We start from the raw sequence: 23,302 nt of genomic DNA on the forward strand, positions 1-23,302 counted from the left end.
GCCGGACGCCGGGTCGAGCTCGGCGTCCGGCGCGTTTGGCGGATCGACATGGCCCTTGTGACACGTGCCGAAGGCAGGATGTATCTGACGCCGCTGGTCGGCTTCCTGCTGCTGTTCCTCGGCTTTCCGGCGATCGTCAATCTGATCTATTCCATTTCGGCCGTCACATTCGAGACGCTGCGCAGTCCGGTGTTGAGCGGTTTCAGCAACTATGTCGCGGTGTTGAACGACCGCGAATTCTGGAGCTCGGCCTGGTTCTCTCTGCGCTTCGGTATTCTTACCGCATCAGCGGAATGTCTGATCGGTCTTTTCCTTGCCATCTTCCTGGCGCCGCTTCTGAGCAAGCGACCAGTCCTGATGGCGCCGTTGATGCTGCCGCTGATGGTCGCGCCGGCCATGGTCGGTCTCATGTACCGGCTGGTGCTGCATGAATTTGCGGGCCCCGTCCCCTACTATCTCTTCGAATGGTTCGGTGACAGCCCGGCCTTCCTCGACATCAACAATGCCTTCCGCACCCTTGTCGTCGTGGAGACGCTGCAATGGACGCCTTTCGCCTTCCTGCTCTTCTACATGGCCTATTCGGCCATACCGCTCGACGTGCGCGAAGCCTCCTCGCTCGATGGCGCATCACCGTTTGAGATCGTCCGGTGGATCGACCTGCCATTGATGAAGCCGACGCTGGTCATCGCGTTTTTCATCCGTTTCATCGACGGTTTCCGGGTGTTCGACAATGTCTATGCATTGACCGGCAGTGGTGCAGGAGGTTCAACGACGTCCTTGTCGATCTACATCTACCAAGCCTTCTTCAAGGAAGGGGCTATTGGCAAGGCGGTCGCCGCCTCGGTTGTCCTGTTCATGGCGTCGTTCATCGTTCTCCACTGCCTTAACCGGCTTGCCGGCCGCAGGAAGCGTTGACGATGGCCGGGGCACTGCGCTGGATCGTTTTTGCCATCGCCGTGCTGGCGATGAATTTCCCCATTATCGTGACGCTGATCACATCGCTCAAAAGCCAGCGCGAGCTTTCGACGAACCCCGGTTTGTGGATCAGCCAGCCGACGCTCGACAACTATCTGGAGGTCCTGACGCAGACCAGCCGCTTCAACATCTATGCCTATCTGCTGAACAGCACCGTGGCGGCGCTGATCGGAACCGGCCTTGCGATCGTGCTCGCGTTCCCGGCTGCCTATGCGATCGCGCGCAGCGAGGCGGGAAAGCGCTTGGTCCTGCCGATCGTCATCAATCTTCGCGCCGTGCCGCTGATCATCTTCGCGATCCCGCTTTACATGATGTACCAGTGGCTGGGCCTGCTCGATACGCGGATCGGGCTCGGGCTCATCCTGACCATCGTCAACGCGCCGCTTGCACTCGTCATCCTGGTAAACGCGATTTCAGATGTACCAGTCGAACTCGACGAGGCGGCGAAAGTCGATGACGCAAGTTCCTTGCAGGTGATGATGATGATCGTCCGGCCCGTCATCCGACCGGCGCTCGTCACAACCTTCATCTTCGGCTTCATCACCGCCTGGAACGAATTCCTCTTCGGCCTCATGCTGACAACCAGTCGTGCCGTGCCGATGACGGTCGGCGCATCCTTCTTCTTCGCCGCGAGCGGCGGTGGCGTAAAATGGGGAACCGCTTCCGCCGTCATGATGCTGGGCGCCTTGCCGCCGGCACTGCTGGGTCTTGTGATGTATCGGCAGATATCGGGATCCATGACCGCTGGGGCGGTCAAGGGCTAAAGCAAGAAGAAGTTCGTCTTTCCGACAAATTGGACAACCCAATCCGACAGCGCCAGCGCGCTTGTCAGGCCAGGTGGCTCGATTCCGAAAAGACGGATCAGCCGTCCGGACGGATCTGCCAGAATGGCGAAATCGCCGAACTGCAACCCGTTCGTTTTAGGCCGCAGCCCGCGATGGCTCGGCTCCAGTTCCCCGTCTCTCAGCCCCGGCCAATAAATGGCGCGTAAAATGGTGTGGCCCCGGGCCGGCCGAGGAAAGAAGAAATGGTGCAGCTTGCTGATGGCGAAATCGCGATGGCGCAGACGCAACGCAGTCTGGTTAGGTCCAGCCTAAGCCGAACTACTGAAAATCATAGTTTGTGCAGCGCACCCAACGTGCTTTGCTCCGCCATCGGCTGAAAGAAAACAAGAAAAGAACGTCAGGCGACAGGCTTCGGCGATGCCTCCGGAGCGGGTTTCGTTCGGGCCGGGATAACGCCCGACTTCAGAAAAACAGGGGAACGTGATGACGACAATAATCTCGAAGTTTCGCCGGGCCGCGCTGGTGGCCGGCATTGCGCTCAGCGCCATATCGGTGAGCCTCCACGCCGAAGCTGGCAGCTTGAAACTGGGCATGACGACCTGGGTGGGGTACGGACCGCTCTTCCTTGCCCGTGACATGGGCTACTTCAAGGAAGGTGGGCTCGATGTCTCGCTTGAGATCATCGAGGAAGCATCGCTGTATATGGCGGCTGTTGCCGCCGGCGAGCTCGACGGCAGCGCCTCGACCGTCGACGAGATCATGAAGTATCGTTCGAAGGATGTTTGCTTCAAGTCGGTCTATGCGCTGGATGACAGCCATGGCGGCGATGGCGTGCTCGCGCCCAGCGGGGTCAAGAGCATCGCCGACCTCAAAGGCATGGACGTAGCGCTGAACGAGGGTTCAGTGTCGCAGTTCTGGTTCAATATCCTGCTCAAGCAGGCCGGTCTCACCCAGGCCGATGTGAAGATCACCAACATGACGGCAGACGATGCCGCCGCCGCCTTCATGGCCGACCGCATTCCCGTTGCCGTCACCTGGGAACCGCATCTGACGCTGGCCAAGAAGGAAAACAAGGGACAGGTGCTGATCGACTCCTCCAAGACACCCGGCTTGATCGTCGATGTGGTGGCGCTCAACTGCGACTACATCACGAAGAACCCCGGAGATGTCGAGGCGCTGGTGAAGGGCCTCTACAAGGCCAACGAGTTCATCAAGGAGAATCCTGAGAAGGCGTATGAGGTGATGGCCAAAGGCGTCGGCGGCTGGCTGAAGGATCCGAAGGACTTCGCTTCCTCGGCCGCTGGCGTGAACTTCTACGGTAAGCAGCGCAATGCCGAATTCTTCGCCGGTGGCGAGACTGGCGAAGCCGGCAAGCTGATCAAGCTGGGCGGCGATATCTGGGGCGGCTTCGGCAAGCTCAAAATGGACGTCAAGTATGACGACCTCGTCGATACGTCCTTCCTTGGGAAGTAGCTTGGCCTTGGAAAGTAGCTTGGCCTTGGAAGTAGCTTGGCCTTGCAAAGTAGCTTGGCCTGCGAAGTAATTTGACGTTGCAAAGTGATTTGGCTGAACCGGAGGCGGACCTCGCGCCTCCGGTCCAAGCGGCCCAAAAGGGTATCCCGTGACACTAGCACCGAACACGAGCTCTCTGGTCGGCAATGGCGTGACCGCGAGAGTTGAAGAAGGTCAGGCCGGTCGATCCGTCCTGAAAGTCATCGCCACACCGTTTCGGGCTGTGCCGCGCTCTCTCTCCATTACGCTCGGCTTCATGGTCTGGATCGCCGTCATCGGCGGCTGGTTCGCGCTGACCTATTCCGGAGCGGTCAAGGAAATGTTCCTGCCTCGCCCCGAATCCGTGTTGTCCACCACCATCAGCATGGCGCTTGACGGGTCGTTGTGGGAGCATGTTTTCGCCAGCGTCCAGGTGGTGTTGATCGGCTTCGTCCTTTCGAGCATCGTTGCGGTGCCGCTTGGATTGACGATGGGCACCTATCGCATCGTCCAGGCCGTTCTCGAACCGTTGGTCAATTTCATACGCTATCTGCCGGTGACGTCCTTCGTGCCGCTTTTCATCCTGTGGATCGGCATCGGCATCGAGCAGCGCGTTGCCGTCATCGTCTTCGGCGTCTTCTTCCAGCAGCTCGTCATGATCGCCGACAGCGCTCGCAGCGTCCAGCGCGACCTTGTCAACGCAGCCTATACGCTCGGCACGAAACGAGGCGACACGGTCTTCCACATCGTCTTTCCGGCCACGCTTCCGAGCGTGCTGGATGTGCTGCGCGTCACCATGGGCTGGGCCTGGACCTATCTCGTCGTGGCCGAACTCGTCGCCGCCCGCAGCGGACTTGGCTACATCTCGCTCAAAGCCATGCGCGGCTTTCAGGTCGACGTGATCTTCATGGCCATCGCCATGATCGGCATCCTTGGTCTTTGCACCGACCAATTGTTCCGGGGCATCCGCCGCCTCGTCGCTCCCTGGGCCAATTGAGGAACACGCACACATGGACGCCCTGAATCTTACGACGAAACCAAAGAGTTCCGACATAGGCATCGACAATGTGGTCCTGCGCTACGGCAAGGGTGACAATGCGGTGCTGGCGCTGGATGGCATTTCCTTTCACGTCGTGCCCAACGAATTCTGTGTGATCGTCGGCCCATCCGGCTGCGGCAAGTCGAGCCTGCTTTATCTCGTCGCCGGTCTTGAGGAGCGCACCGGCGGCATGATCGTAGTCGGCGGCAAGCCTGTTACCGAGCCGGGCCCGGATCGCGGCATGGTGTTTCAGGCATATACGCTGTTTCCCTGGCTTACGGTGGCGCAGAACGTCGAATATGGCCCGAAGCGAAAGGGCATTGCGCCGGCCGAGCGCAGGGTCATTGTCGAGCATTTTCTCCACGAGGTCGGTCTGGCAAAGTTCGCCAACCATTACCCGTCTCAGCTGTCGGGCGGCATGAAGCAGCGCGTTGCGATTGCGCGCGCGCTCGCCAATGATCCGGACGTGCTGCTGATGGATGAGCCTTTTGGAGCGCTCGACAGCCAAACCCGTCACAGCATGCAGAAGCTTCTGCTGAGGATCTGGGATCATTCCAAGAAGACGGTCCTGTTCGTTACCCATGACATCGACGAAGCGATCCTGCTGGCGGACAGGGTGCTCGTCATGTCCGGCCGGCCCGGTCAGATCAAGAAGGAAATCCGCGTGGGCCTCCCGCGTCCACGCAGCATGGATCTGGTCATGGAGCCGAACTTCATCGCCATGAAGCGGGAGATCCTCGAGCTCCTGAAGAACGACGAAGACGACGAGCACTAATGCATGTCGCCCAAAAGTGACCTCGGTTTTGGGCGGACGACATGCATGAAACAGACATCAGCAGTCTCGGTATGGATCACGAAACGGGCAAGGCATGAGCATCGAGGCGGCGGAATTTGACTATATCGTCATTGGCGCGGGCTCGGCCGGCTGTGTCTTGGCAAACAGGCTGAGCGCAGACCCGGCAGTTCGTGTGTGCCTGATCGAGGCGGGCGGCAGCGACGACCGCACCAGGGTGCGCGTGCCGGCCGGCATTCTCTCGCTCTACGGCAATCCGAACTTCGACTACGGCTACAAGGGCGTGCCGCAGCCGCTGCTCAACAACCGCCGCATACCCGTCAACCGGGGCAAGGTTCTTGGCGGGTCGAGTTCGATCAACTCGATGGTCTATATTCGTGGCGCCGCGCAGGACTACGATGAATGGGCAGCGCTTGGCTGCGCCGGGTGGTCCTATGCCGATGTCCTGCCGGTCTTCAAGAAATTGGAGCGGAACTGCCTGTTGCAGAGCCCCGCCTATCACGGATTCGACGGCGAATTGCTGGTCGACAATCCGCGCGATCCCAACGTGGTATCCAGCCTGTGGGTTGAGGCGGGCAGGGGCGTAGGCCTGCCCGAGAACCGCGACTTCAATGCCGGTGGCCAACTCGGCCTCGGCATCTACAACGTGACCCAGAACAGAGGCGAGCGCTTCTCGGCCTACAGCGCCTTTGTCCGGCCGGTTCTCGGCCGCTCGAATCTGCGGATATTGTCAGGCGTCGAGGTTCTTGATCTGGCGATTGAACGCGAGCGCGTCACCGGCGTCAACGTGATCAGGGAAGGCGCAACCCAACGGTTGGGGTGCCGAGCGGAGGTCGTCCTCAGCGCGGGTGCGATCGGATCGCCGCGCATTCTGCTTGCTTCCGGCGTCGGCCCGGCCGGGGAGCTGAAAGCAGCGGGGATTGAACCGGTCGCGAACCTGCCAGGCGTCGGTAAGAACTTGCGCGACCATGTCGATGGCATGATCACGGTGCGATCGAACAGCCGCAAGACGCTCGGCCTTTCACTTGCCAATCTTCCGGCGATGCTGGCGGCGCCGTTCCAGTATTTCGCCCGGCGCAAAGGCATGCTGACGACCAACTATGTCGAAGCCGGCGGCTTTGCCAGGACGAAGTATGCCGGGAGCATACCCGACATTCAGTTCCACTTCGTGCCGGGCTATCGCAGCCATCGCGGTCGGCTCGTCGAATATGGCCACGGCTATGCCGTGCACACCTGTGTGTTGAGACCCGGGAGCGTCGGCGAAATCACGCTTCAACGCGACGGCACCCGCCGCAATATGCTCATAGACCATCGCTTCTTCAGTGACGAACAGGATGCCCTGACCCTCGTCGAGGGCATAAAGGTCGCGCGTTCGATCCTGGCTTCGCCGGTTTTCGGCGGCATCCGCGGACCGGAAATCCTGCCTGGGCCCGACGTGAACACCGATGACGAGATTCTCGCCTATCTGCGTGCCGAGGCTCTCACAGTCTATCATCCGGTTGGCACGGCCAGGATGGGCAACGACGCCATGGCGGTGGTTGATCCCGCCGGTCTCAAGGTGCGCGGTTTCGACAATCTGCGCGTCGCTGATGCCTCCGTCATGCCGACATTGATCGGTGGCAACACCAATGCGCCATCCATGATGATTGGCGAAAAGGCGGCTATGGCAATACTGGCGTAGCCGTCTGCGCGCGGCCAATTCAGCATTTAGGAACAAGCTAACCACTGCCACATGAAATCGTAATTTTCGCTGCCCGGTCCCTCCAGTAAACCAACGATCAGACCTCCGCCGCATGCGCAGAAACTCTCGGGGAGAGCCAGAAAGGGCCGCTGAATGCCAGTCGAAACAGTAGACACGCTTGTTGTTGGCGGCGGCCAGGCGGGGCTGGCGATGAGCGAGCATCTGAGCAAGTGCGGCGTGCCCCATCTCGTGCTGGAGCGGGACCGCATCGCCGAACGCTGGCGTAGCGAAAGATGGGACTCGCTGGTTGCCAATGGTCCCGCCTGGCATGACCGTTTTCCCGGCATGGAATTTCCCAATGCCGGTCCGGATGCCTTTATCGGCAAGGAGAAGGTCGCCGACTATTTTGTCGCTTACGCCGACATGATCGCTGCCCCCATCCGCTGCGGCGTGGAGGTCAGGAAAGTGGAAAGGCTTGTCGGCCGTCCCGGCTTCCGGATCGAAACCTCGGATGGCGTGATCGAAGCCAGGAGCGTGGTTGCCGCCACCGGCGCTTTCCAGCATCCGGTCATCCCGGCCGTCATTCCCGGGGACGCCGGACCTATGCAGATACATTCCAGCGCCTATCGCAATCCCGGCCAACTACCCAAAGGCGCGGTGCTGGTGGTCGGCTCCGGGTCTTCGGGGGTGCAGATCGCCGACGAGCTCCAGCGTGCGGGACGGCGGGTTTATCTCTCGGTCGGGCCGCACGATCGGCCGCCGCGGGCCTATCGCGAACGTGACTTCTGCTGGTGGCTGGGGGTTTTGGGCAAGTGGGACGCGCAGGCGCCTGCGCCCGGCACCGAACATGTCACCATCGCGGTCAGCGGCGCGCGTGGCGGCCAGACGATCGACTTCCGGCGCCTTGCCGCGCAAGGGATGACGCTGGTTGGCCGGACCGAATCCTACAGGCACGGTGTGATGACCTTCGCACCCGATCTGGCCAAGAATATCGCGCGCGGCGATGCGAATTACATGTCGGTTCTGGACGAGGCAGATGCCTATGTCGCCCGCAACGGCCTCGACCTTCCCCCGGAGCCCGAGGCCCGCAAGATCGGCCCGGACCCGCAATGCATGACCGATCCCATTCTCGAGCTGAACCTGTCGGAAGCCGGGATAGGTTCGATCATCTGGGCGACGGGATTCACCGTCGACTACAACTGGCTGAAGGTCGATGTGTTCGACGAAAGGGGCAAGCCGAAGCACCAGCGCGGTGTGTCGACCGAGCCCGGCATCTATTTCCTCGGACTGCCTTGGCAATCGCGCAGGGGGTCGAGCTTCATCTGGGGCGTCTGGCACGACGCGCAGCATGTGGCCGACCATATTTCCACGCACCGCAAATACCTGGCCTACCATGCGTCCGCGAAGCGCGAGACCAAGGTGGCATAGACACGGCACCTCAAACGGGATGCCCCGACCTCGAGCCTGATCCGACGGAGACCAAGATGGCGCATACAAGAATTCGAAAGTTCAACACCAAGGACACTTATCCCGAGCAGAAGCTCGACAATGATCTGTGCCAGGCGGTCGTTACGCGGGGCGGCAGGACCGTCTATCTGCGCGGCCAATGTCCGCAGGACCTCGACACGGCCAAGAACATCGACAGCCATGATCCGGTCGAGCAGACACACAAGGTCATGCAGAACATCCGCCAGCTGATCGAGGAGTGCGGCGGCACCATGGAGCACCTGGTCAAGGTGGTGGTCTACATCACCGATGTGCGCCATCGTGAGGCGGTCTACCGTACCATGGGCGAGTATATCAGAGGCGTGCATCCCGTCTCGACCGGCCTTGTCGTGCAGGCCCTGGCGCGGCCGGACTGGCTGGTCGAGATCGACGGCACCGCCGTCATTCCGGACTGATTGCGATGACCTTTTCCATTGTCGCGCGGTGCGGCCGCACCGGCATGTTCGGGGTCGCGGTGTCCTCCTCGTCGCCTGCTGTTGCGGCGCGCTGCGCCTATGCGCAGGCGGGCGCCGGGGCCATTGCCAGCCAGAACGTCACCGATCCTACGCTTGGACTGCGCGGTCTCGAATTGCTGGCGCGCGGCGCGTCCGCGGCGGAGGCTATTGCCATATTGAAGCGCACCGGTGCCTATCCCGAATACCGGCAGGTGCTGGCTGTCGACGCCGCTGGAGCGACCGCGATCCATTCGGGTCCCAAAGCTCTTGGCATCTGGGCGGAGGCGCGAGCTGACAATGTCGCCTGCGGCGGCAACATGCTGGCCCATGATGGCGTGCCGCAAGCGATGGTCGAGGCCTTCCTGGCGTCGGAGGGGCATCTCGGCGACCGCCTCATCGCGACTATGCGCGCGGCGCTGACAGCCGGCGGCGAGGCTGGCCCTGTCCATTCCGCCGGCATGAAGCTGGTGCGTGAGGTGGCGTGGCCGGTCGCCGACCTGCGCTGCGACTGGACCGACGATTGTCCTATCGAGCAACTGGCGGCGCTGTGGCAACTCTACAAGCCACAGCTCGATGCCTATGTGACCCGCGCGATCAACCCATCCGATGCGCCGAGCTACGGCGTGCCGGGCGACGAATAGTCAAGACAGGGGTCACCTGCGATGAGTGAACTCAGCCACAAGGACTGGATCGGCAAGGCGTCCGCGATCCGTTTTCGTGACAAGGCGTTCATCGACGGCAAGACGGTCGCTGCGCGTTCGGGCCGGACCTTTGCCAGCGTCAATCCGGCAACCGGCGAGGTGCTGGCCGAAGTGGCGTCCTGCGGCGAGGAAGACATCGATCTGGCGGTTGCCGCCGCTAGGCGCAGCTTCAACGCCGGCGTCTGGTCGCGCACCAGCCCGGCGCACCGCAAGGAGGTGTTGCTGCGGCTGGCGCAGCTGCTGCGCGACAACCTGCATGAACTGGCCCTGCTTGAATCGCTGGACATGGGCAAACTGGTCAGGGATGCGGCCTCGGTCGACGTCCCCGGTTCGGCGGCGATCTTCCAATGGTATGGCGAGGCCATCGACAAGATCTATGGCGAGGTGGCGCCGACCGGCGAAGGCGATCTGGTGCTGGTGCGGCGCGAGCCGCTTGGCGTGGTCGGCGCGGTGGTGCCGTGGAACTTCCCGCTCGACATGGCAACCTGGAAATGCGCACCGGCGCTGGCGGCGGGCAATTCGGTGGTGCTGAAACCCGCCGAGCAGTCGCCTCTGTCGGCCCTGCTCCTGGCGGAGCTGGCGATGGAGGCGGGCCTGCCTGCCGGCGTGCTCAATGTCGTGCCCGGCCTTGGCGAAACCGCCGGCCAGGCGCTTGGCCGCCATATGGATGTGGATTGCCTCGCCTTCACCGGTTCGACCGCGGTGGGCAAGATGTTCCTGCAATATTCCGGGCAGTCGAACATGAAGCAGGTCTGGCTGGAGACCGGCGGCAAGAGCCCCAACCTCGTCTTTGCCGACTGCGGGGATCTCGATGTGGTGGCCGATATGGCGGCCTTCGGCATCTTCTTCAACCAGGGCGAGGTCTGTTCCGCCAATTCACGCCTGCTCGTCCAGCGCGGCATCAAGGATGCCCTGGTGGAGAAACTGGTGCAGCGTGCGGCGGCCACGCAGCCCGGCGATCCGCTCGATCCGATTTCGAAAATGGGCGCGATGGTCGATAGTCGCCACGCCGCCAATGTCATGCGCTTCGTCGAGGCCGGTAAAAAGACCGCGCGCCTGGTCGCGGGCGGCGACATGGTCACGGTCAATGGGCGCGGCAGCTTTGTCCAGCCCACCATTTTCGACGATGTCGCGCCTGCCGATCCGATTGCCCGCGACGAGATCTTCGGGCCGGTGCTTTCGGTCATTGCCTTCGATGACGAGGCCGACGCGATCCGCATCGCTAATGACAGCCCCTACGGGCTCGCCGCATCGCTGTGGACCGACAGCCTGTCGCGCGCGCACCGCATCGCCGGGCGGCTGCAGGCCGGCACGGTTTCCGTCAACACGGTCGACGCTCTGAGCCCGATGACGCCGTTCGGTGGTTTCAAGCAATCCGGCTTCGGCCGCGACCTGTCGCTGCATGCGCTCGACAAGTACACCGCGCTCAAAACGACATGGATCAAATACTGATGGGCGCCTAAAGCGCATCGCGATCGAACGGATTCAAGTGATGCGCTTTAGGCCTTTGCTCCATGCATGTCGTTTGCGCAAAACCGGGGCCACTTTTGCGCGACATGCATTAGGCTTGATCGAAGCCCTCAAACCGGCAACATAGCCAGCCATGCCGCTACGCTTCACGCTCAGACAGCTGGAATATTTCGTTGCCGTGGGCGAAGCCGGCTCCATCGCCAAGGCGGCCGAGCAGGTCAATGTGTCGCCGCCATCGATTTCGGCCTCGATCGCGCAGCTGGAAACCGAGTTCGGTGTCCAGCTTTTTGTCCGCAAGCATTCGCACGGCCTCTCGCTCACCGCCGGTGGCCGCATCTTCCTCAAGGAAGCCGCCCGGCTGCTCAATGATGCCGATGCCTTGCATGACGTCGCCGGCGATTTTGCCGAGAAGGTGCGCGGCCCGCTGGCGGTGGGATGCCTGCTGACCTTTGCGCAGATCGTGCTGCCGGCGCTGCGCATGCGGTTCGAGCGCGCTTATCCCGATGTGCGCGTGCGCCAGTTCGAGCGCAATCAGGGGCAATTGCTTGAGATGCTGCAGCGCGGTGAAATCGACCTTGCCCTGACCTACGATCTCGAACTGTCGCAGGATATGACCTTCGAGCCGCTGATGCTGGTGCCGGCCTATGTCATGCTGCCGGCGGGCCATCGTTTCGCGACCAAGGCGTCGATCACGACGGAGGAACTGGCCGACGAGCCGATGGTGCTGCTCGACCTGCCGTACAGCCGCGAATATTTCCTGTCGGCATTCCACCAGCGAGGGATCCGGCCCAATATTGCCGAGCGCACCGGCGACATTGCGGTCATGCGCTCCATGGTGGCCAACGGCTTCGGCTACGGCATCGCCAACATGCGGCCGCTCAACACGCTGGCGCCGGACGGCAAGCCGCTGGTCTTCGTGCCCTTGGACGGTGACCTCCGGCCGCTGACCATGGGCGTCGCCTTGCCCAATTCCGAACATCGTACGCAATCCGCCCAGGCGTTCATCGACCACTGCCGGCATTTTGTCGTCGAGCAAGGTGTGTTCGGCGCCGAGCGGGCCGTCGGCCAGGCAGCGCTTCCGCAGAAGTAGCGCCCGGTTACGGCAGTTGCTGGTCGGCAAGCCGCTTAAGCAATTTTTCCAGCATGTCGTCGCAGCGGCGCATCTGCTCGACGCTGACGAATTCGTCCGGCTTGTGCCCTTGCGCCATCGACCCCGGTCCGCACACGACCGTCGGCGTGCCGAGATCGCGGCTGAACAGGCCGCCTTCCGTGCCGAAGGCCATCTTGATGGTATTGTTGGCGCCGGTCAGCGATTTGACGAAGGCGACGGCTTGCGAACTGGCTGGCGTGTCCAGGCCGGGATAGGTGTTGGTGATGTCGATGTCGATTGCTGCCTCGGGCGCGATAGTCGAGGCTTCGGAAGCAATATGAGCAGCCTCCTTGCGCAGGCGGTCGAGAATCTCGTGCGGGTCGTCGGCCGCGACATTGCGGATCTCGAAGTCGACCTGGCAAAGGTTCGGCACGATGTTCAGCGCCACGCCGGCGTTGATCTTGCCGACATGGACGGTCGTGTATGATATGTCGTAGTCGCCGTCGCGGGCGCCATCGCGCACCAGCCGGTCCTGTTCGCGGCGCAAGGCGGCGACGAAGTCGCAGCCGAGATGGATGGCGTTGAGCGCCAGCGGGGCCAGCGCCGAATGGCCTTCGCGCCCCTTGCAAAGCGCGCGTGCGGCAAGCTTGCCCTTGTGCCCCGTCGCCACCTGCATATCGGTCGGCTCGCCGACAATGCATAGCAGCGGCCGATGCGGGGCCGCTTGCAGCATGTCGACCAGGCTGCGCACACCGATGCAGCCGATCTCCTCGTCGTAGGAGAGTGCCAGGTGCAGAGGCGTCTTCAGCGTCATTTTCGCGGCCTTGAGGCACGCGGCGAGCGCGCAGGCCACAAAACCCTTCATGTCGGCCGCGCCGCGTCCGTAAAGCTTGCCGTCACGGTTCGTCATCTCGAAGGGCGGCAGCGTCCAGGCCTGGCCGTCGACGGGAACGACGTCGGTGTGACCGGACAGCATGATGCCGGAAGCATCAGTCGGTCCGATGGTGGCAAAGAGGTTGGCCTTGTGGCCGTCCTCGCTGTGGATGATCTGGCTGGCAGTGCCGTGCGCGTCTAGCAGGTCCGCCACGTAGTTGACGAGGGCGAGGTTCGAGTCGCGGCTCACCGTCGGGAATGCGAGCAGCTTTTCAAGGATCTGGGTGCTGTCCATGCGTCTTGTGCCTCATTGGCCGTCGGTACTTCTAGCATCGCGTGGCCGGGGCCTTGAAGTCGCATTTGGCTCAGTCGGGATTCAGCGGATGCTAATCCGGATGTGTGCGATTAGGCGCGGCCTAACCGGCACAGAAGAAATCTGTTGTTTTCCGGCGCTTGCCGCAACTTATGAATGGTCTCACGGCATCAACCCACTGGGCTGGCCGGCTTGCGTCACGCCTCGAAACCATGATCGGGCGTGCTGCAGGGCGACGCTGGCAGGAAGGCACGTTCCATGCGCAATCCGCGCTATGATATTCTGTTTGAGCCCGTGAAGATCGGTCCGGTGACCGCCAAGAACCGCTTCTATCAGGTGCCGCATTGCAATGGCGGCGGCTATCGCGACCCTTCGGCCGCGGCCGAGATGCGCCGCATCAAGTCGGAAGGCGGCTGGGGCGTCATCTTCACCGAGCAAACCGAGATGCACCACACATCGGAGATCACGCCCTTCATCGAGCTCAGGCTGTGGGACGATGCCGATATTCCGGCGCTGGCGAAGATGGCCAAGGCAATGCACCAGCATGGCGCGCTGGCCGGCATCCAGCTGGCCTACTCAGGCATCAACGGGCCGAACCTCTACACCAAGGAAGTGCCGCGCGGGCCGTCGGCCCTGCCGATCCGCACCTTCACCAACGATCCGGTGCAGGCGCGCGCCATGGACAAGCAGGATATTCGCGACCTGCGCCGCTGGCATCGCAATGCCTTCAAACGGGCGAGGCTCGCGGGCTTCGATTTGGTGTGCCTCTACGGCGCGCATGGCTTCGGCATCATCCAGCACTTCCTGTCCACGGCCACCAACCAGCGCAGCGACGAATATGGCGGCTCGCTGGAGAACCGCTCCCGGCTGATGCGTGAGCTGATCGAAGAGGGCAGGGACGCTATCGGCGACACGTGCGGCCTGACGCTGCGGCTGTCGCTGGACGAGATGATCGGTGAACTCGGCTTTGCCAATTCCGAAGTGCGCGACATGATCGAGATGCATGCCGATCTGCCCGATCTCTGGGACCTGGCGCATGGCGCCTGGGAGGACTGCTCCGGGCCGTCGCGGTTCAAGGAGGAGGGCGCGCAGGAGAGCCTGGTGTCCGGCATCAAGAAACTGACCTCGAAGCCGGTCGTAGGCGTCGGTCGCTTCACCTCGCCGGATGTGATGGTGAAGATGATCAAGTCCGGCACGCTGGATTTCATCGGCTGCGCGCGCCCATCGATTGCCGATCCCTTCCTGCCGAAGAAGGTGGAGGAGGGGCGCATCGAGGACATTCGCGAATGCATCGGCTGCAACATCTGCATCACCGGCGACATGACCATGTCGATCTCGCGCTGCACGCAGAACCCGACCTTCATGGAGGAATGGCGCAAGGGCTGGCATCCCGAACGCATGCAGGCCAAGGGTGATAGCGACAGCGTGCTGATCGTCGGCGCCGGCCCGGCCGGGCTGGAGGCGGCGCGTGCGCTCGGCCTGCGCGGCTATCAGGTGGCCATCGCCGAAGCCGGCACCGAACTCGGCGGCCGCGTGGCGCGCGAGTGCCGCTTGCCTGGTCTCTCGGCATGGGGACGCGTGCGCGACTACCGCCAGTACCAGATCAGCCAGATGTCCAATGTCGACGTCTATTTCGAAAGCCGATTGTCGGCGCAGGAGATACTGGACTTCGGCTTTCAGAACATTGCGCTTGCCACCGGCTCGACATGGCGCCGAGACGGCGTGGCGCGCGCGCATGTCGTGCCGATGCCGATCGACCCGGCCATGCCGGTCTACACGCCGGACGATCTGATGGCCGGCACTGTGCCGACCGGCAGTGTCGTGCTGTTCGACGACGACCACTACTACATGGGTGGCGTTCTGGCCGAGCTGATGGCGCGCCAGGGCGCGAAGGTGACGCTGGTGACGCCGTCGGCCTATGTATCCGACTGGACCCGCAACACGCTGGAGCAGGGCGCCATCCATCGCCGGCTGGCCGAACTCGGCGTCGAGATCGTGCTGAACCGGACTGTGACGCGCATCGTGCCGGGCGGTGTTATCACGGCGTGCGCCTATACGGGCAGCCAATTTGACATCGCCGCGGACGCCGTGGTGCTGGTCACGTCACGCCACCAGGACGATAGTGTCTGGCAGGAATTGAAGGCGCGGCGGTACGAATGGGCCGATAGCGGCATCCGCTCGGTCAAAATCATCGGCGACGCCGAGGCGCCGGGTCCGATCGCCTGGGCAACCTATGCCGGCCACCGCTTCGCGCGCGAGCTGGATGAAGCCGATGTCGGCGACGCACTGCCCTTCCGCCGCGAGGTCACGGCGTTGGCCGCGGAATAGGGCGCCTGCGGCGCGGTCAGCGAATATCGGATTGTTCAACCATACCGCATTGCACAATTCCTTCGCTTGGTCACAATGCAGGCATGGTTCGAACCGCACTCGCCGTCCTGGTGATCGATGAAAACCGCATCCGCGCCGCGATCATCGAGGCGGGGTTGCGCGAGGCCGGCCATGAGCGGGTCACTGTCATCCATGATGTGACCGGCATTGCGCGGCGGATCGCCGAGATCGAGCCCGATGTCATCGTCATCGATCTCGAAAACCCGAATCGCGACATGCTGGAAAACATGTTCCAGCTGTCGCGTGCCGTAAAACGGCCGATCGCCATGTTCGTCGACCGCTCCGACCAGGCCTCGATCGAGGCGGCGGTCGATGCCGGCGTTTCGGCCTATGTCGTCGACGGTCTGCGGCAAGAGCGCGTCAAGCCGATCCTCGACATGGCGGTCAGCCGCTTCAACGCTTTTTCGCGCATGGCGCGCGAACTGGAAGAGGTTCGCGGCGAGCTCGAGAGCCGCAAGGTGATCGACCGCGCCAAGGGCATCCTGATGAAATCGCGCGGCCTCTCCGAAGAGGCCGCCTACACGCTGCTGCGCAAGACGGCGATGAACCAGAACCGCAAGATCGGCGACATCGCCCAAAGCTTGGTGACTGCCGCGGGGCTGCTGGGACCGGCGGAGGACGAATGAGCATGACTGCCGAGCACCAGATCACCGCCGGCTTCATGCCGCTTTTCGACAGCGCCGTGCTGGTCGCGGCGGGCGAACTTGGCTTCGCCGCGCAAGAAGGCATCGATCTGAAGCTGCACCGCGAGACATCCTGGGCCAACATCCGCGACCGCATCGCCATCGGCCACTTCCATCTCGCGCATATGCTGGGACCGATGCCGCTCGCCTGCAATCTCGGGCTGACGCCGCTGGCCTCGGAAACCATCGTGCCGTTCTCGCTCGGCCTCGGCGGCAATTGCGTCACCATCTCCAATGCCGTTTGGGCCGGTATGGCGGCACACGGCGCCGAGGCCGACCTAGACCCGGCGCGCGCCGGTGCCGCACTTGGCGCGCTCATTCGCGAGCGCGCTGCGGCCGGTGGCGATCCGCTGCGCTTTGCCGTGGTGCATCCGCATTCCGGGCACAATTACGAATTGCGCTACTGGCTCGCCGCCTGCGGCATCGATCCGCGCCAAGAGATTGAGATCGTCATCGTGCCGCCGCCCTTCATGGCCGATGCGCTGGCCGCCGGCCGCATCGACGGCTACTGCGTCGGCGAACCCTGGAACAGCGCTGCGGTGGCCGCCGGCACCGGCCACATCGTCACCGTCAAGGCGCGGATATGGCGCAACAGCCCGGAGAAGGTGATCGGCGTGCGCAAGGCTTGGGCAGACGAAAACCCCGAGGCCTTGGCGGCGCTGCTGCGCGCGCTGCATCACTCGGCGCGCTGGTGCCAGGATCCGGCCAACCATGGCGAACTGGCCGGGGTGATGGCGCAGGCCGGCTTCCTCGGCCTGCCGCCGACCGTGCAGATGCCGATCCTGACCGGCCATCTCCAACTGGGCGGCGGTGCGGAGCGGACCATCGACGACTTCTTCCTCCCCTTCGATAAGGCGGCGAACTTTCCGTGGAAGAGCCATGCGCTGTGGTTCTACACGCAGATGGTGCGCTGGGGGCACGTGGCGCACACGCCTGAAAATCTCGCCATCGCCCGCGATTGCTACCGTCCCGACCTCTACCGTTCGGCGCTGAAGCCGCTCGGCGTCGCGCTTCCCGGCGCCAATTCGAAAGTCGAGGGTGCGCTCCAAATTGCCACCGCGGTCGGCGCGACAGGCGCCGGCCTTGTGCTCGGTCCGGACGGTTTCTTCGACGGTCAGATCTTCGATCCTGACGAGATCGATGCGTACATTACCGGCCAGAAATTTGCCGAGATTTAGGCCTGATCATTTCCGCGCCATCCTTGTGCATTGCACAAAAATTGTGCGCGCGATTGCCCTAATGAACAATCTTTGGCCTTCCGGCCATAGGGTTCAGTGCGCCGGCGATCAGCGCAGGCTGCTGATTTCATTGGCCTTTTTCACCTCTCTCAAAACTGGCACGGTTCCTGCTTTGAAATAGACAGGCCCTTTGCGGGTCACGGAACAGGCGTCCAATGGCGGGCGCCACAGGCAAAGCTGCCGCTCAGGTTCATGCGCGCTCCCGGTCACCCGGACGCGAAGACCTGGCTGGCGGCTTTTTTGTTTTGATCAACACGCAATCGACGACGCGGATCTCAAGCCGCGCCCAACCGGAGACGACGATGACGAAACGGATCAGGACTGGAACGACCCTCAAAGACATGACGCGCCGCGATTTTCTGGTCAGCAGCGCGATGACGGCCGGCCTGTTCGTGGCGGCCCGCAAGCTCTTCCCTTCCGGCGCCTATGCCGCGACCGCCACTCCGGAGGTCACCGGCGCCAAGCTCGGCTTCATTGCCCTCACCGATGCGGCCCCGCTGATGATCGCCAAGGAGAAGGGGCTGTTCGCCAAGTTCGGCATGCCCGATGTCGAGGTGCTCAAGCAGGCCTCCTGGGGTGCGACACGCGACAATCTGATGCTCGGCGGCGCGGCCAACGGCATCGACGGCGCTCATATCCTGACACCGCTGCCTTACCTCATGCACACCGGCAAGGTGACGCAGAACAACCAGCCGATGCCGATGGCGATCGTGGCTCGGCTCAACTACGACTGCCAGGGCATTTCGGTCGCCCAGGAATATGCCGGCACCGGTGTCGGCCTCGACGCCTCGAAGCTGAAAGACGCGTTCGCTGCCAAGAAGGCGACCGGCAAGGAAATCAAGGCCGCCATGACCTTCCCGGGCGGTACGCATGATCTGTGGCTGCGCTATTGGCTGGCCGCCGGCGGCATCGATCCCGACAAGGACGTCTCGACCATCGTCGTGCCGCCGCCGCAGATGGTGGCCAACATGAAGGTCGGCAATATGGACGTGTTCTGCGTCGGCGAGCCGTGGAACGAGCAACTCGTCCATCAGGGCGTCGGCTTCACCGCCGCCACGACAGGCGAATTGTGGAAGGGCCATCCGGAAAAGGCGCTCGGCCTGCGCGCCGAATTCATCGAGAAATATCCGAACGCCACCAAGGCGATCCTGATGGCCGTCATGGAAGCGCAGCAATGGTGCGAGGCCACCGAGAACAAGGACGAGATGGCCGCTATCATCGGCAAGCGGCAATGGATGAACGTGCCCGTCGCCGACATCATCGGCCGCCTCAAGGGCGACATCAACTATGGCAATGGCCGCGTCGCCAACGGCACCGATCTCTCCATGAAGTTCTGGAAGGGCGGCGTCTCCTATCCGTTCAAGAGCCATGATGCGTGGTTCCTTGCCGAGAACATCCGCTGGGGCAAGTTCGCGCCGACCACCGACATCAACGCGCTGGTCGACCAGGTCAACCGCGAGGATCTGTGGCGCGAGGCGGCCAAGGATCTCGGCGTCGCGGCAGCCGACGTTCCGGCGTCGTCGTCGCGCGGCGTCGAGACCTTCTTCGACGGCAAGATTTTCGATCCGGCCAACCCGTCCGCCTATCTCGACAGCCTGAAGATCAAGGCATCGGCGTAGCCTGATCGCAAGCGGTGCATGCGCCGCTTGCGATCACTACCTGCCCCAAGGAGTTTTCCCCAGACATGTCGATCCAGACTATCGAGGACACCAAGGTGAAGGCCTTTCCCGCCAAGCCGGCGGAGGTCATCGCCTTCACTGCCAAGGCACGGCGCCGCTTCGAGCCGCTCGCCATCGCCGGCAAACTGGCGAGCGCGCTGGTGCCGCCCATCATCGTCATCGCGCTGATGCTGGTCGTCTGGCAGATCGCCTGTTCGTCGCCGACATCGAGCCTGCCGCCGCCGACCCAGGTGTGGAACGAGGCTTACGACCTGATAGCGCATCCGTTCTTCGACAATGGCCCGCAGGATATAGGTCTGGCCTGGCGCGTGCTGATCTCGCTGCAGCGCGTCGCCGTCGGCTTCGGCCTGGCGGCGGTCGTCGGCGTCGCGCTCGGTGCGCTGGTCGGCCAGTCGATCTGGGCGATGCGCGGCCTCGACCCGGTGTTCCAGATCCTGCGCACGGTGCCGCCGCTGGCCTGGCTGCCGCTGTCGCTGGCGGCGTTCCGTGATTCCAGCCCGTCGGCGATCTTCGTCATCTTCATCACCTCGATCTGGCCAATCATCATCAACACCGCGGTCGGCGTGCGCAACATTCCCGAGGACTACCGCAACGTCTCGCGCATCCTGCGGCTCAACCAGTTCGAATTCTTCGTCAAGATCATGGTGCCGGCCGCCGCGCCTTACATCTTCACCGGCTTGAGGATCGGCATCGGCCTGTCCTGGCTCGCCATCGTCGCCGCCGAAATGCTGACTGGCGGCGTCGGCATCGGCTTCTTCATCTGGGATGCGTGGAACTCGTCGCGGCTGCCCGACATCATCGTCGCGCTCGCCTATATCGGCGTCACCGGCTTCTGCCTCGACCGGCTGGTCGCGGCGGTCGGCGCCTTCGTCACCCGCGGCACAACGGCAAAGTGAGGAGAGGGGCGATGACGGCCTATCTGAAGCTCGACCATATCGACAAATCCTTCACGCGTGGTGCCCAGGTCAGCGAGGTGTTGAAGGACATCAGGCTGACCATCGACAAGGGCGAATTCGTCTCCATCATCGGCCATTCCGGCTGCGGCAAGTCGACCCTGCTCAATCTGATCGCCGGGCTGACCAAGGTGTCGGCCGGCGCCGTGCTGCTCGAGGACAAGGAGGTCGACAGCCCTGGACCGGAACGCGCCGTGGTGTTCCAGAACCACTCGCTGCTGCCGTGGCTGACCGTCTACGAAAACATCAACCTGGCGGTGTCGAAGGTCTTCGGCCGTTCGAAGAGCAAAGTCGAGCGGCATGACTGGATCATGCGCAATCTCGACCTCGTGCAGATGGCGCATGCCAAGGACAAGCGCCCGGCGGAAATCTCCGGGGGCATGAAGCAGCGCGTCGGCATCGCCCGGGCGCTGGCGATGGAGCCGAAGATCCTGCTGCTCGACGAGCCGTTCGGCGCGCTCGATGCGCTGACGCGGGCCCATCTGCAGGACGCGGTGATGGACATCCATTCCAGGCTCGGCTCAACGACGATCATGATCACCCATGACGTCGACGAGGCGGTGCTGCTCTCCGACCGCATCGTCATGATGACCAATGGCCCGGCGGCGACCATCGGCGAAGTGCTTGCCGTGCCGCTGGCGCGGCCGCGCCGGCGCGTCGAACTCTCTTCCGACCGGACCTTCCTGCGCTGCCGCGAGGCGGTTCTGAAGTTCCTCTACGAACGCCACCGCTTCGTCGAAGCCGCGGAGTAGCACCATGAGCGAAAGACTTGTCATCATCGGCAATGGCATGGCCCCCGGGCGCATGCTGGAGCATCTGCTGGAACAGGCTCCAGGCCGCTACACCGTCACTATCTTCAACGCCGAGCCGCGCGTCAATTACGACCGCATCATGCTGTCGCCGGTGCTGTCGGGCGAGAAGGCCTATGAGGAGATCATCATCCATGGCGACGGCTGGTACATCGCCAACAACATCACCCTCTACAAGGGCCACAAGATCGTTGCCATCGACCGGACGGCGAAGACCGTCACCTCCGATCATGGCGTCACCGAACCCTACGACAAGCTCGTCATCGCCACCGGCTCGGTACCGTTCATCATTCCGGTGCCGGGCCATGACCTGCCGGGGGTGCTGACCTATCGCGATCTCGATGACGTGCAGGCGATGATGCTCGCTGCCCAGTCGCGGGCGAAGGCGGTGGTCATCGGCGGCGGCCTGCTGGGTCTGGAAGCGGCGGCGGGCCTCAACGCGCAAGGCATGGACGTCACCGTGCTGCATGTCATGCCGACCTTGATGGAGCGCCAGCTCGATCCGGCCGCCGGCTATCTCTTGCAGCGTGCGGTGGAGCAGCGCGGCATCAAGGTCATCACCAAGGCCAACACCCAGGCGATCACCGGCAACGGCAAGGTCGGGCAGGTGGAACTTGCTGACGGCACCATTATCCCAGCAACGCTTGTGGTGATGGCCGTCGGCATCAGGCCGAATTCGGCGCTGGCCAAACAGGCCGGCATCGCCGTTAACAGGGGCATCGTCGTCGATGCCGGCATGCGCAGCAACGATCCCGACATCTACGCGCTCGGCGAATGTGCCGAGGTCAACGGCCAGGTCTATGGCCTCGTCGCGCCGCTCTACGAGATGGCGCGCGTCACAGCCAGCCAGCTTGCCGGCAACGAAGCGGCGGCCTTCGTCCATATGGACACGCCGACCAAGCTCAAGGTCACCGGCATCGACCTGTTCTCGCTCGGCGACTTCGCCGAGGGCGAGGACCGCCAGGAGATCGTGCTGCGCGATGCGGCGGCCGGCGTCTACAAGCGACTTGTGCTGAAGGACGACCGCATCATCGGCACCGTGCTCTATGGCGAGACGGCGGACGGCGCCTGGTTCAACGATCTCAAGAAAAAGCAGACCGACATATCCGAGATGCGCGATACGCTCATCTTCGGCCAGTCCTACCAGGGGGGTGCCCCGCTGGACCCTATGGCGGCCGTTGCAGCCTTGCCGGATGATGCGGAGATCTGCGGCTGCAACGGCGTTTGCAAGGGGAAGATCACCGGCGCGATCACGGCCAAGGGCCTGACCTCGCTCGACGACGTGCGCGCCCACACCAAGGCCTCGGCCTCCTGCGGCTCCTGCACCGGGCTGGTCGAGAAGCTGATGGTGCTGACCATCGGCGACAAATACAATCCAGCGGCGGTGCAGCCGATGTGCGGCTGCACGACGCTCGGTCATGACGAGGTCCGCCGGCTGATCATCGCCAAGCGCCTGAAGACCATTCCCGCCGTCATGCAGGAACTGGAATGGACGACCTCCTGCGGCTGTGCCAAATGCCGGCCGGCGCTCAATTACTATCTCGTCTGCGACTGGCCGGACGACTACGCCGACGACTACCAGTCGCGCTTCATCAACGAGCGCGTCCACGCCAACATCCAGAAGGACGGCACCTATTCGGTGGTGCCGCGCATGTGGGGCGGAGTCACCAACGCCGCCGAACTGCGCGCCATCGCCGACGTCGTCGACAAGTTCGAAATCCCCATGGTCAAGGTCACCGGTGGCCAGCGCATCGACATGCTCGGCATCCGCAAGGAAGACCTGCCGGCGGTGTGGGCCGATCTCGGCCAGGCCGGCTTCGTCTCCGGTCATGCCTACGCCAAGGGCCTGCGCACGGTGAAGACTTGCGTCGGCTCGGACTGGTGCCGCTTCGGCACGCAGGATTCGACGGGATTTGGCGTGCGCATCGAAAAATTCATGTGGGGCTCGTGGACGCCGGCCAAGGTCAAGATGGCGGTGTCGGGCTGTCCGAGGAACTGTGCCGAGGCGACCTGCAAGGATGTCGGCGTCATCTGCGTCGACTCCGGCTACGAGATACATTTCGCCGGCGCGGCCGGCCTCGACATCAAGGGCACCGAGGTGCTGGGCATGGTCAAGACCGAGGACGAGGCGCTGGAGCACATCGTGGCGCTGACGCAGATGTACCGCGAGCAGGGCCGCTATCTCGAGCGCATTTACAAATGGGCCAAGCGCATCGGCATCCCCGAGATCAAGCGCCAGATCATGGACGATGGCGAGAAGCGCAAGGCCTATTACGACCGCTTCGTCTTCAGCCAGAAATTCGCCCAGGTCGACCCGTGGTCGGAACGCGTTTCCGGCAAGGACAAGCACGAATTCCGGCCGATGGCTTCGGTCGGGTTTGCGCAGGCGGCGGAGTGATGG

At 63.1% G+C, this 23,302-nt stretch carries 20 protein-coding genes; 18 read left to right on the plus strand and 2 right to left on the minus strand.

Annotated elements, in window-relative coordinates:
- The first annotated feature begins 48 nt into the window (after nucleotides 1-48).
- Both MESCI_RS13205 and MESCI_RS13210 read left to right on the plus strand, forming a co-directional pair.
- Nucleotides 49-915, plus strand: coding sequence for a carbohydrate ABC transporter permease (locus MESCI_RS13205; protein WP_013530442.1), 867 nt, complete (start codon nucleotides 49-51; stop codon nucleotides 913-915).
- Between the two features lie 2 nt (nucleotides 916-917).
- Entirely contained in the window at nucleotides 918-1,739 is an 822-nt protein-coding gene (locus tag MESCI_RS13210) for a carbohydrate ABC transporter permease (protein WP_013530443.1), read from the plus strand.
- On the opposite strand, the gene MESCI_RS13215 is transcribed toward MESCI_RS13210, so the two are convergent.
- Entirely contained in the window at nucleotides 1,736-2,047 is a 312-nt protein-coding gene (locus tag MESCI_RS13215) for a hypothetical protein (protein ID WP_164919894.1), read from the minus strand. The two genes, MESCI_RS13210 and MESCI_RS13215, sit on opposite strands and share 4 nt — an antisense overlap.
- 196 nt (nucleotides 2,048-2,243) lie before the next feature.
- On the opposite strand from MESCI_RS13215, the gene MESCI_RS13220 reads away from it, so the two are divergent.
- The 9 genes from MESCI_RS13220 (at nucleotide 2,244) to MESCI_RS13260 (ending at nucleotide 11,965) form a co-directional block, all read left to right on the plus strand.
- Entirely contained in the window at nucleotides 2,244-3,233 is a 990-nt protein-coding gene (locus MESCI_RS13220; protein ID WP_013530444.1) for an ABC transporter substrate-binding protein, read from the plus strand.
- Nucleotides 3,234-3,381: 148 nt separating this feature from the next.
- A complete protein-coding gene (locus MESCI_RS13225; protein WP_013530445.1) occupies nucleotides 3,382-4,248 on the plus strand; it encodes an ABC transporter permease in 867 nt (288 codons plus the stop codon).
- 13 nt (nucleotides 4,249-4,261) lie between these two features.
- Nucleotides 4,262-5,065, plus strand: a complete 804-nt coding sequence (locus tag MESCI_RS13230) for an ABC transporter ATP-binding protein (RefSeq protein ID WP_013530446.1) — start codon at nucleotides 4,262-4,264, stop codon at nucleotides 5,063-5,065.
- A gap of 94 nt (nucleotides 5,066-5,159) precedes the next feature.
- Complete coding sequence (locus MESCI_RS13235) at nucleotides 5,160-6,764, plus strand: GMC family oxidoreductase (RefSeq protein WP_013530447.1); 1,605 nt, start codon at nucleotides 5,160-5,162, stop codon at nucleotides 6,762-6,764.
- 153 nt (nucleotides 6,765-6,917) lie between these two features.
- Nucleotides 6,918-8,192 carry a flavin-containing monooxygenase gene (locus tag MESCI_RS13240; RefSeq protein ID WP_013530448.1) on the plus strand — a complete coding sequence of 425 codons (1,275 nt, stop codon included), beginning with the start codon at nucleotides 6,918-6,920 and terminating at the stop codon, nucleotides 8,190-8,192.
- Between the two features lie 56 nt (nucleotides 8,193-8,248).
- Entirely contained in the window at nucleotides 8,249-8,665 is a 417-nt protein-coding gene (locus tag MESCI_RS13245) for a RidA family protein (protein ID WP_013530449.1), read from the plus strand.
- A gap of 5 nt (nucleotides 8,666-8,670) precedes the next feature.
- Entirely contained in the window at nucleotides 8,671-9,345 is a 675-nt protein-coding gene (locus MESCI_RS13250; protein WP_013530450.1) for a DUF1028 domain-containing protein, read from the plus strand.
- 21 nt (nucleotides 9,346-9,366) lie between these two features.
- Nucleotides 9,367-10,857 (plus strand): aldehyde dehydrogenase, encoded by a 1,491-nt coding sequence (locus tag MESCI_RS13255; RefSeq protein ID WP_013530451.1) that lies wholly within the window; start codon nucleotides 9,367-9,369, stop codon nucleotides 10,855-10,857.
- Between the two features lie 151 nt (nucleotides 10,858-11,008).
- Entirely contained in the window at nucleotides 11,009-11,965 is a 957-nt protein-coding gene (locus MESCI_RS13260) for a LysR family transcriptional regulator (RefSeq protein WP_013530452.1), read from the plus strand.
- Between the two features lie 7 nt (nucleotides 11,966-11,972).
- On the opposite strand, the gene argE is transcribed toward MESCI_RS13260, so the two are convergent.
- On the minus strand, nucleotides 11,973-13,133 hold the full coding sequence (gene argE, locus MESCI_RS13265; RefSeq protein ID WP_013530453.1) for an acetylornithine deacetylase: 1,161 nt from the start codon (nucleotides 13,131-13,133) through the stop codon (nucleotides 11,973-11,975).
- A 276-nt stretch (nucleotides 13,134-13,409) separates the two neighbouring features.
- Here argE and MESCI_RS13270 point away from each other — a divergent pair, with 276 nt between their 5' ends.
- From MESCI_RS13270 to nirB, 7 genes are all read left to right on the plus strand, one after another.
- Nucleotides 13,410-15,479, plus strand: coding sequence for an oxidoreductase (locus tag MESCI_RS13270; protein WP_013530454.1), 2,070 nt, complete (start codon nucleotides 13,410-13,412; stop codon nucleotides 15,477-15,479).
- A gap of 83 nt (nucleotides 15,480-15,562) precedes the next feature.
- Nucleotides 15,563-16,165, plus strand: coding sequence for an ANTAR domain-containing response regulator (locus MESCI_RS13275; RefSeq protein WP_013530455.1), 603 nt, complete (start codon nucleotides 15,563-15,565; stop codon nucleotides 16,163-16,165).
- A 2-nt stretch (nucleotides 16,166-16,167) separates the two neighbouring features.
- On the plus strand, nucleotides 16,168-17,400 hold the full coding sequence (locus MESCI_RS13280) for a CmpA/NrtA family ABC transporter substrate-binding protein (RefSeq protein WP_164753461.1): 1,233 nt from the start codon (nucleotides 16,168-16,170) through the stop codon (nucleotides 17,398-17,400).
- A gap of 362 nt (nucleotides 17,401-17,762) precedes the next feature.
- Nucleotides 17,763-19,079 carry a CmpA/NrtA family ABC transporter substrate-binding protein gene (locus MESCI_RS13285; protein ID WP_013530457.1) on the plus strand — a complete coding sequence of 439 codons (1,317 nt, stop codon included), beginning with the start codon at nucleotides 17,763-17,765 and terminating at the stop codon, nucleotides 19,077-19,079.
- Between the two features lie 65 nt (nucleotides 19,080-19,144).
- Nucleotides 19,145-20,035: a nitrate ABC transporter permease gene (gene ntrB, locus MESCI_RS13290; RefSeq protein ID WP_013530458.1), complete on the plus strand. Its 891-nt coding sequence runs from the start codon at nucleotides 19,145-19,147 to the stop codon at nucleotides 20,033-20,035.
- A gap of 11 nt (nucleotides 20,036-20,046) precedes the next feature.
- Nucleotides 20,047-20,844, plus strand: a complete 798-nt coding sequence (locus MESCI_RS13295) for an ABC transporter ATP-binding protein (RefSeq protein ID WP_013530459.1) — start codon at nucleotides 20,047-20,049, stop codon at nucleotides 20,842-20,844.
- A 4-nt stretch (nucleotides 20,845-20,848) separates the two neighbouring features.
- The gene (gene nirB, locus MESCI_RS13300; RefSeq protein ID WP_013530460.1) at nucleotides 20,849-23,299 is read left to right on the plus strand and encodes a nitrite reductase large subunit NirB; all 2,451 of its coding nucleotides are present in this window, start codon (nucleotides 20,849-20,851) and stop codon (nucleotides 23,297-23,299) included.
- Nucleotides 23,300-23,302 lie beyond the last annotated feature (3 nt).

The organism is Mesorhizobium ciceri biovar biserrulae WSM1271 (assembly GCF_000185905.1).
Taxonomy (GTDB): domain Bacteria; phylum Pseudomonadota; class Alphaproteobacteria; order Rhizobiales; family Rhizobiaceae; genus Mesorhizobium; species Mesorhizobium ciceri.

What these genes read in the sequence shown, in the direction of transcription:
- MESCI_RS13205 (WP_013530442.1), top strand. Translation starts at nt 49, where the DNA reads ATGGCCCTTGTGACACGTGCCGAAGGCAGGATGTATCTGACGCCGCTG.
- MESCI_RS13210 (WP_013530443.1), top strand. Translation starts at nt 918, where the DNA reads ATGGCCGGGGCACTGCGCTGGATCGTTTTTGCCATCGCCGTGCTGGCG.
- MESCI_RS13220 (WP_013530444.1), top strand. Translation starts at nt 2,244, where the DNA reads ATGACGACAATAATCTCGAAGTTTCGCCGGGCCGCGCTGGTGGCCGGC.
- MESCI_RS13230 (WP_013530446.1), top strand. Translation starts at nt 4,262, where the DNA reads ATGGACGCCCTGAATCTTACGACGAAACCAAAGAGTTCCGACATAGGC.
- MESCI_RS13235 (WP_013530447.1), top strand. Translation starts at nt 5,160, where the DNA reads ATGAGCATCGAGGCGGCGGAATTTGACTATATCGTCATTGGCGCGGGC.
- MESCI_RS13240 (WP_013530448.1), top strand. Translation starts at nt 6,918, where the DNA reads ATGCCAGTCGAAACAGTAGACACGCTTGTTGTTGGCGGCGGCCAGGCG.
- MESCI_RS13245 (WP_013530449.1), top strand. Translation starts at nt 8,249, where the DNA reads ATGGCGCATACAAGAATTCGAAAGTTCAACACCAAGGACACTTATCCC.
- MESCI_RS13250 (WP_013530450.1), top strand. Translation starts at nt 8,671, where the DNA reads ATGACCTTTTCCATTGTCGCGCGGTGCGGCCGCACCGGCATGTTCGGG.
- MESCI_RS13255 (WP_013530451.1), top strand. Translation starts at nt 9,367, where the DNA reads ATGAGTGAACTCAGCCACAAGGACTGGATCGGCAAGGCGTCCGCGATC.
- MESCI_RS13260 (WP_013530452.1), top strand. Translation starts at nt 11,009, where the DNA reads ATGCCGCTACGCTTCACGCTCAGACAGCTGGAATATTTCGTTGCCGTG.
- argE (WP_013530453.1), bottom strand. Translation starts at nt 13,133, where the DNA reads ATGGACAGCACCCAGATCCTTGAAAAGCTGCTCGCATTCCCGACGGTG.
- MESCI_RS13270 (WP_013530454.1), top strand. Translation starts at nt 13,410, where the DNA reads ATGCGCAATCCGCGCTATGATATTCTGTTTGAGCCCGTGAAGATCGGT.
- MESCI_RS13275 (WP_013530455.1), top strand. Translation starts at nt 15,563, where the DNA reads ATGGTTCGAACCGCACTCGCCGTCCTGGTGATCGATGAAAACCGCATC.
- MESCI_RS13280 (WP_164753461.1), top strand. Translation starts at nt 16,168, where the DNA reads ATGACTGCCGAGCACCAGATCACCGCCGGCTTCATGCCGCTTTTCGAC.
- MESCI_RS13285 (WP_013530457.1), top strand. Translation starts at nt 17,763, where the DNA reads ATGACGAAACGGATCAGGACTGGAACGACCCTCAAAGACATGACGCGC.
- ntrB (WP_013530458.1), top strand. Translation starts at nt 19,145, where the DNA reads ATGTCGATCCAGACTATCGAGGACACCAAGGTGAAGGCCTTTCCCGCC.
- MESCI_RS13295 (WP_013530459.1), top strand. Translation starts at nt 20,047, where the DNA reads ATGACGGCCTATCTGAAGCTCGACCATATCGACAAATCCTTCACGCGT.
- nirB (WP_013530460.1), top strand. Translation starts at nt 20,849, where the DNA reads ATGAGCGAAAGACTTGTCATCATCGGCAATGGCATGGCCCCCGGGCGC.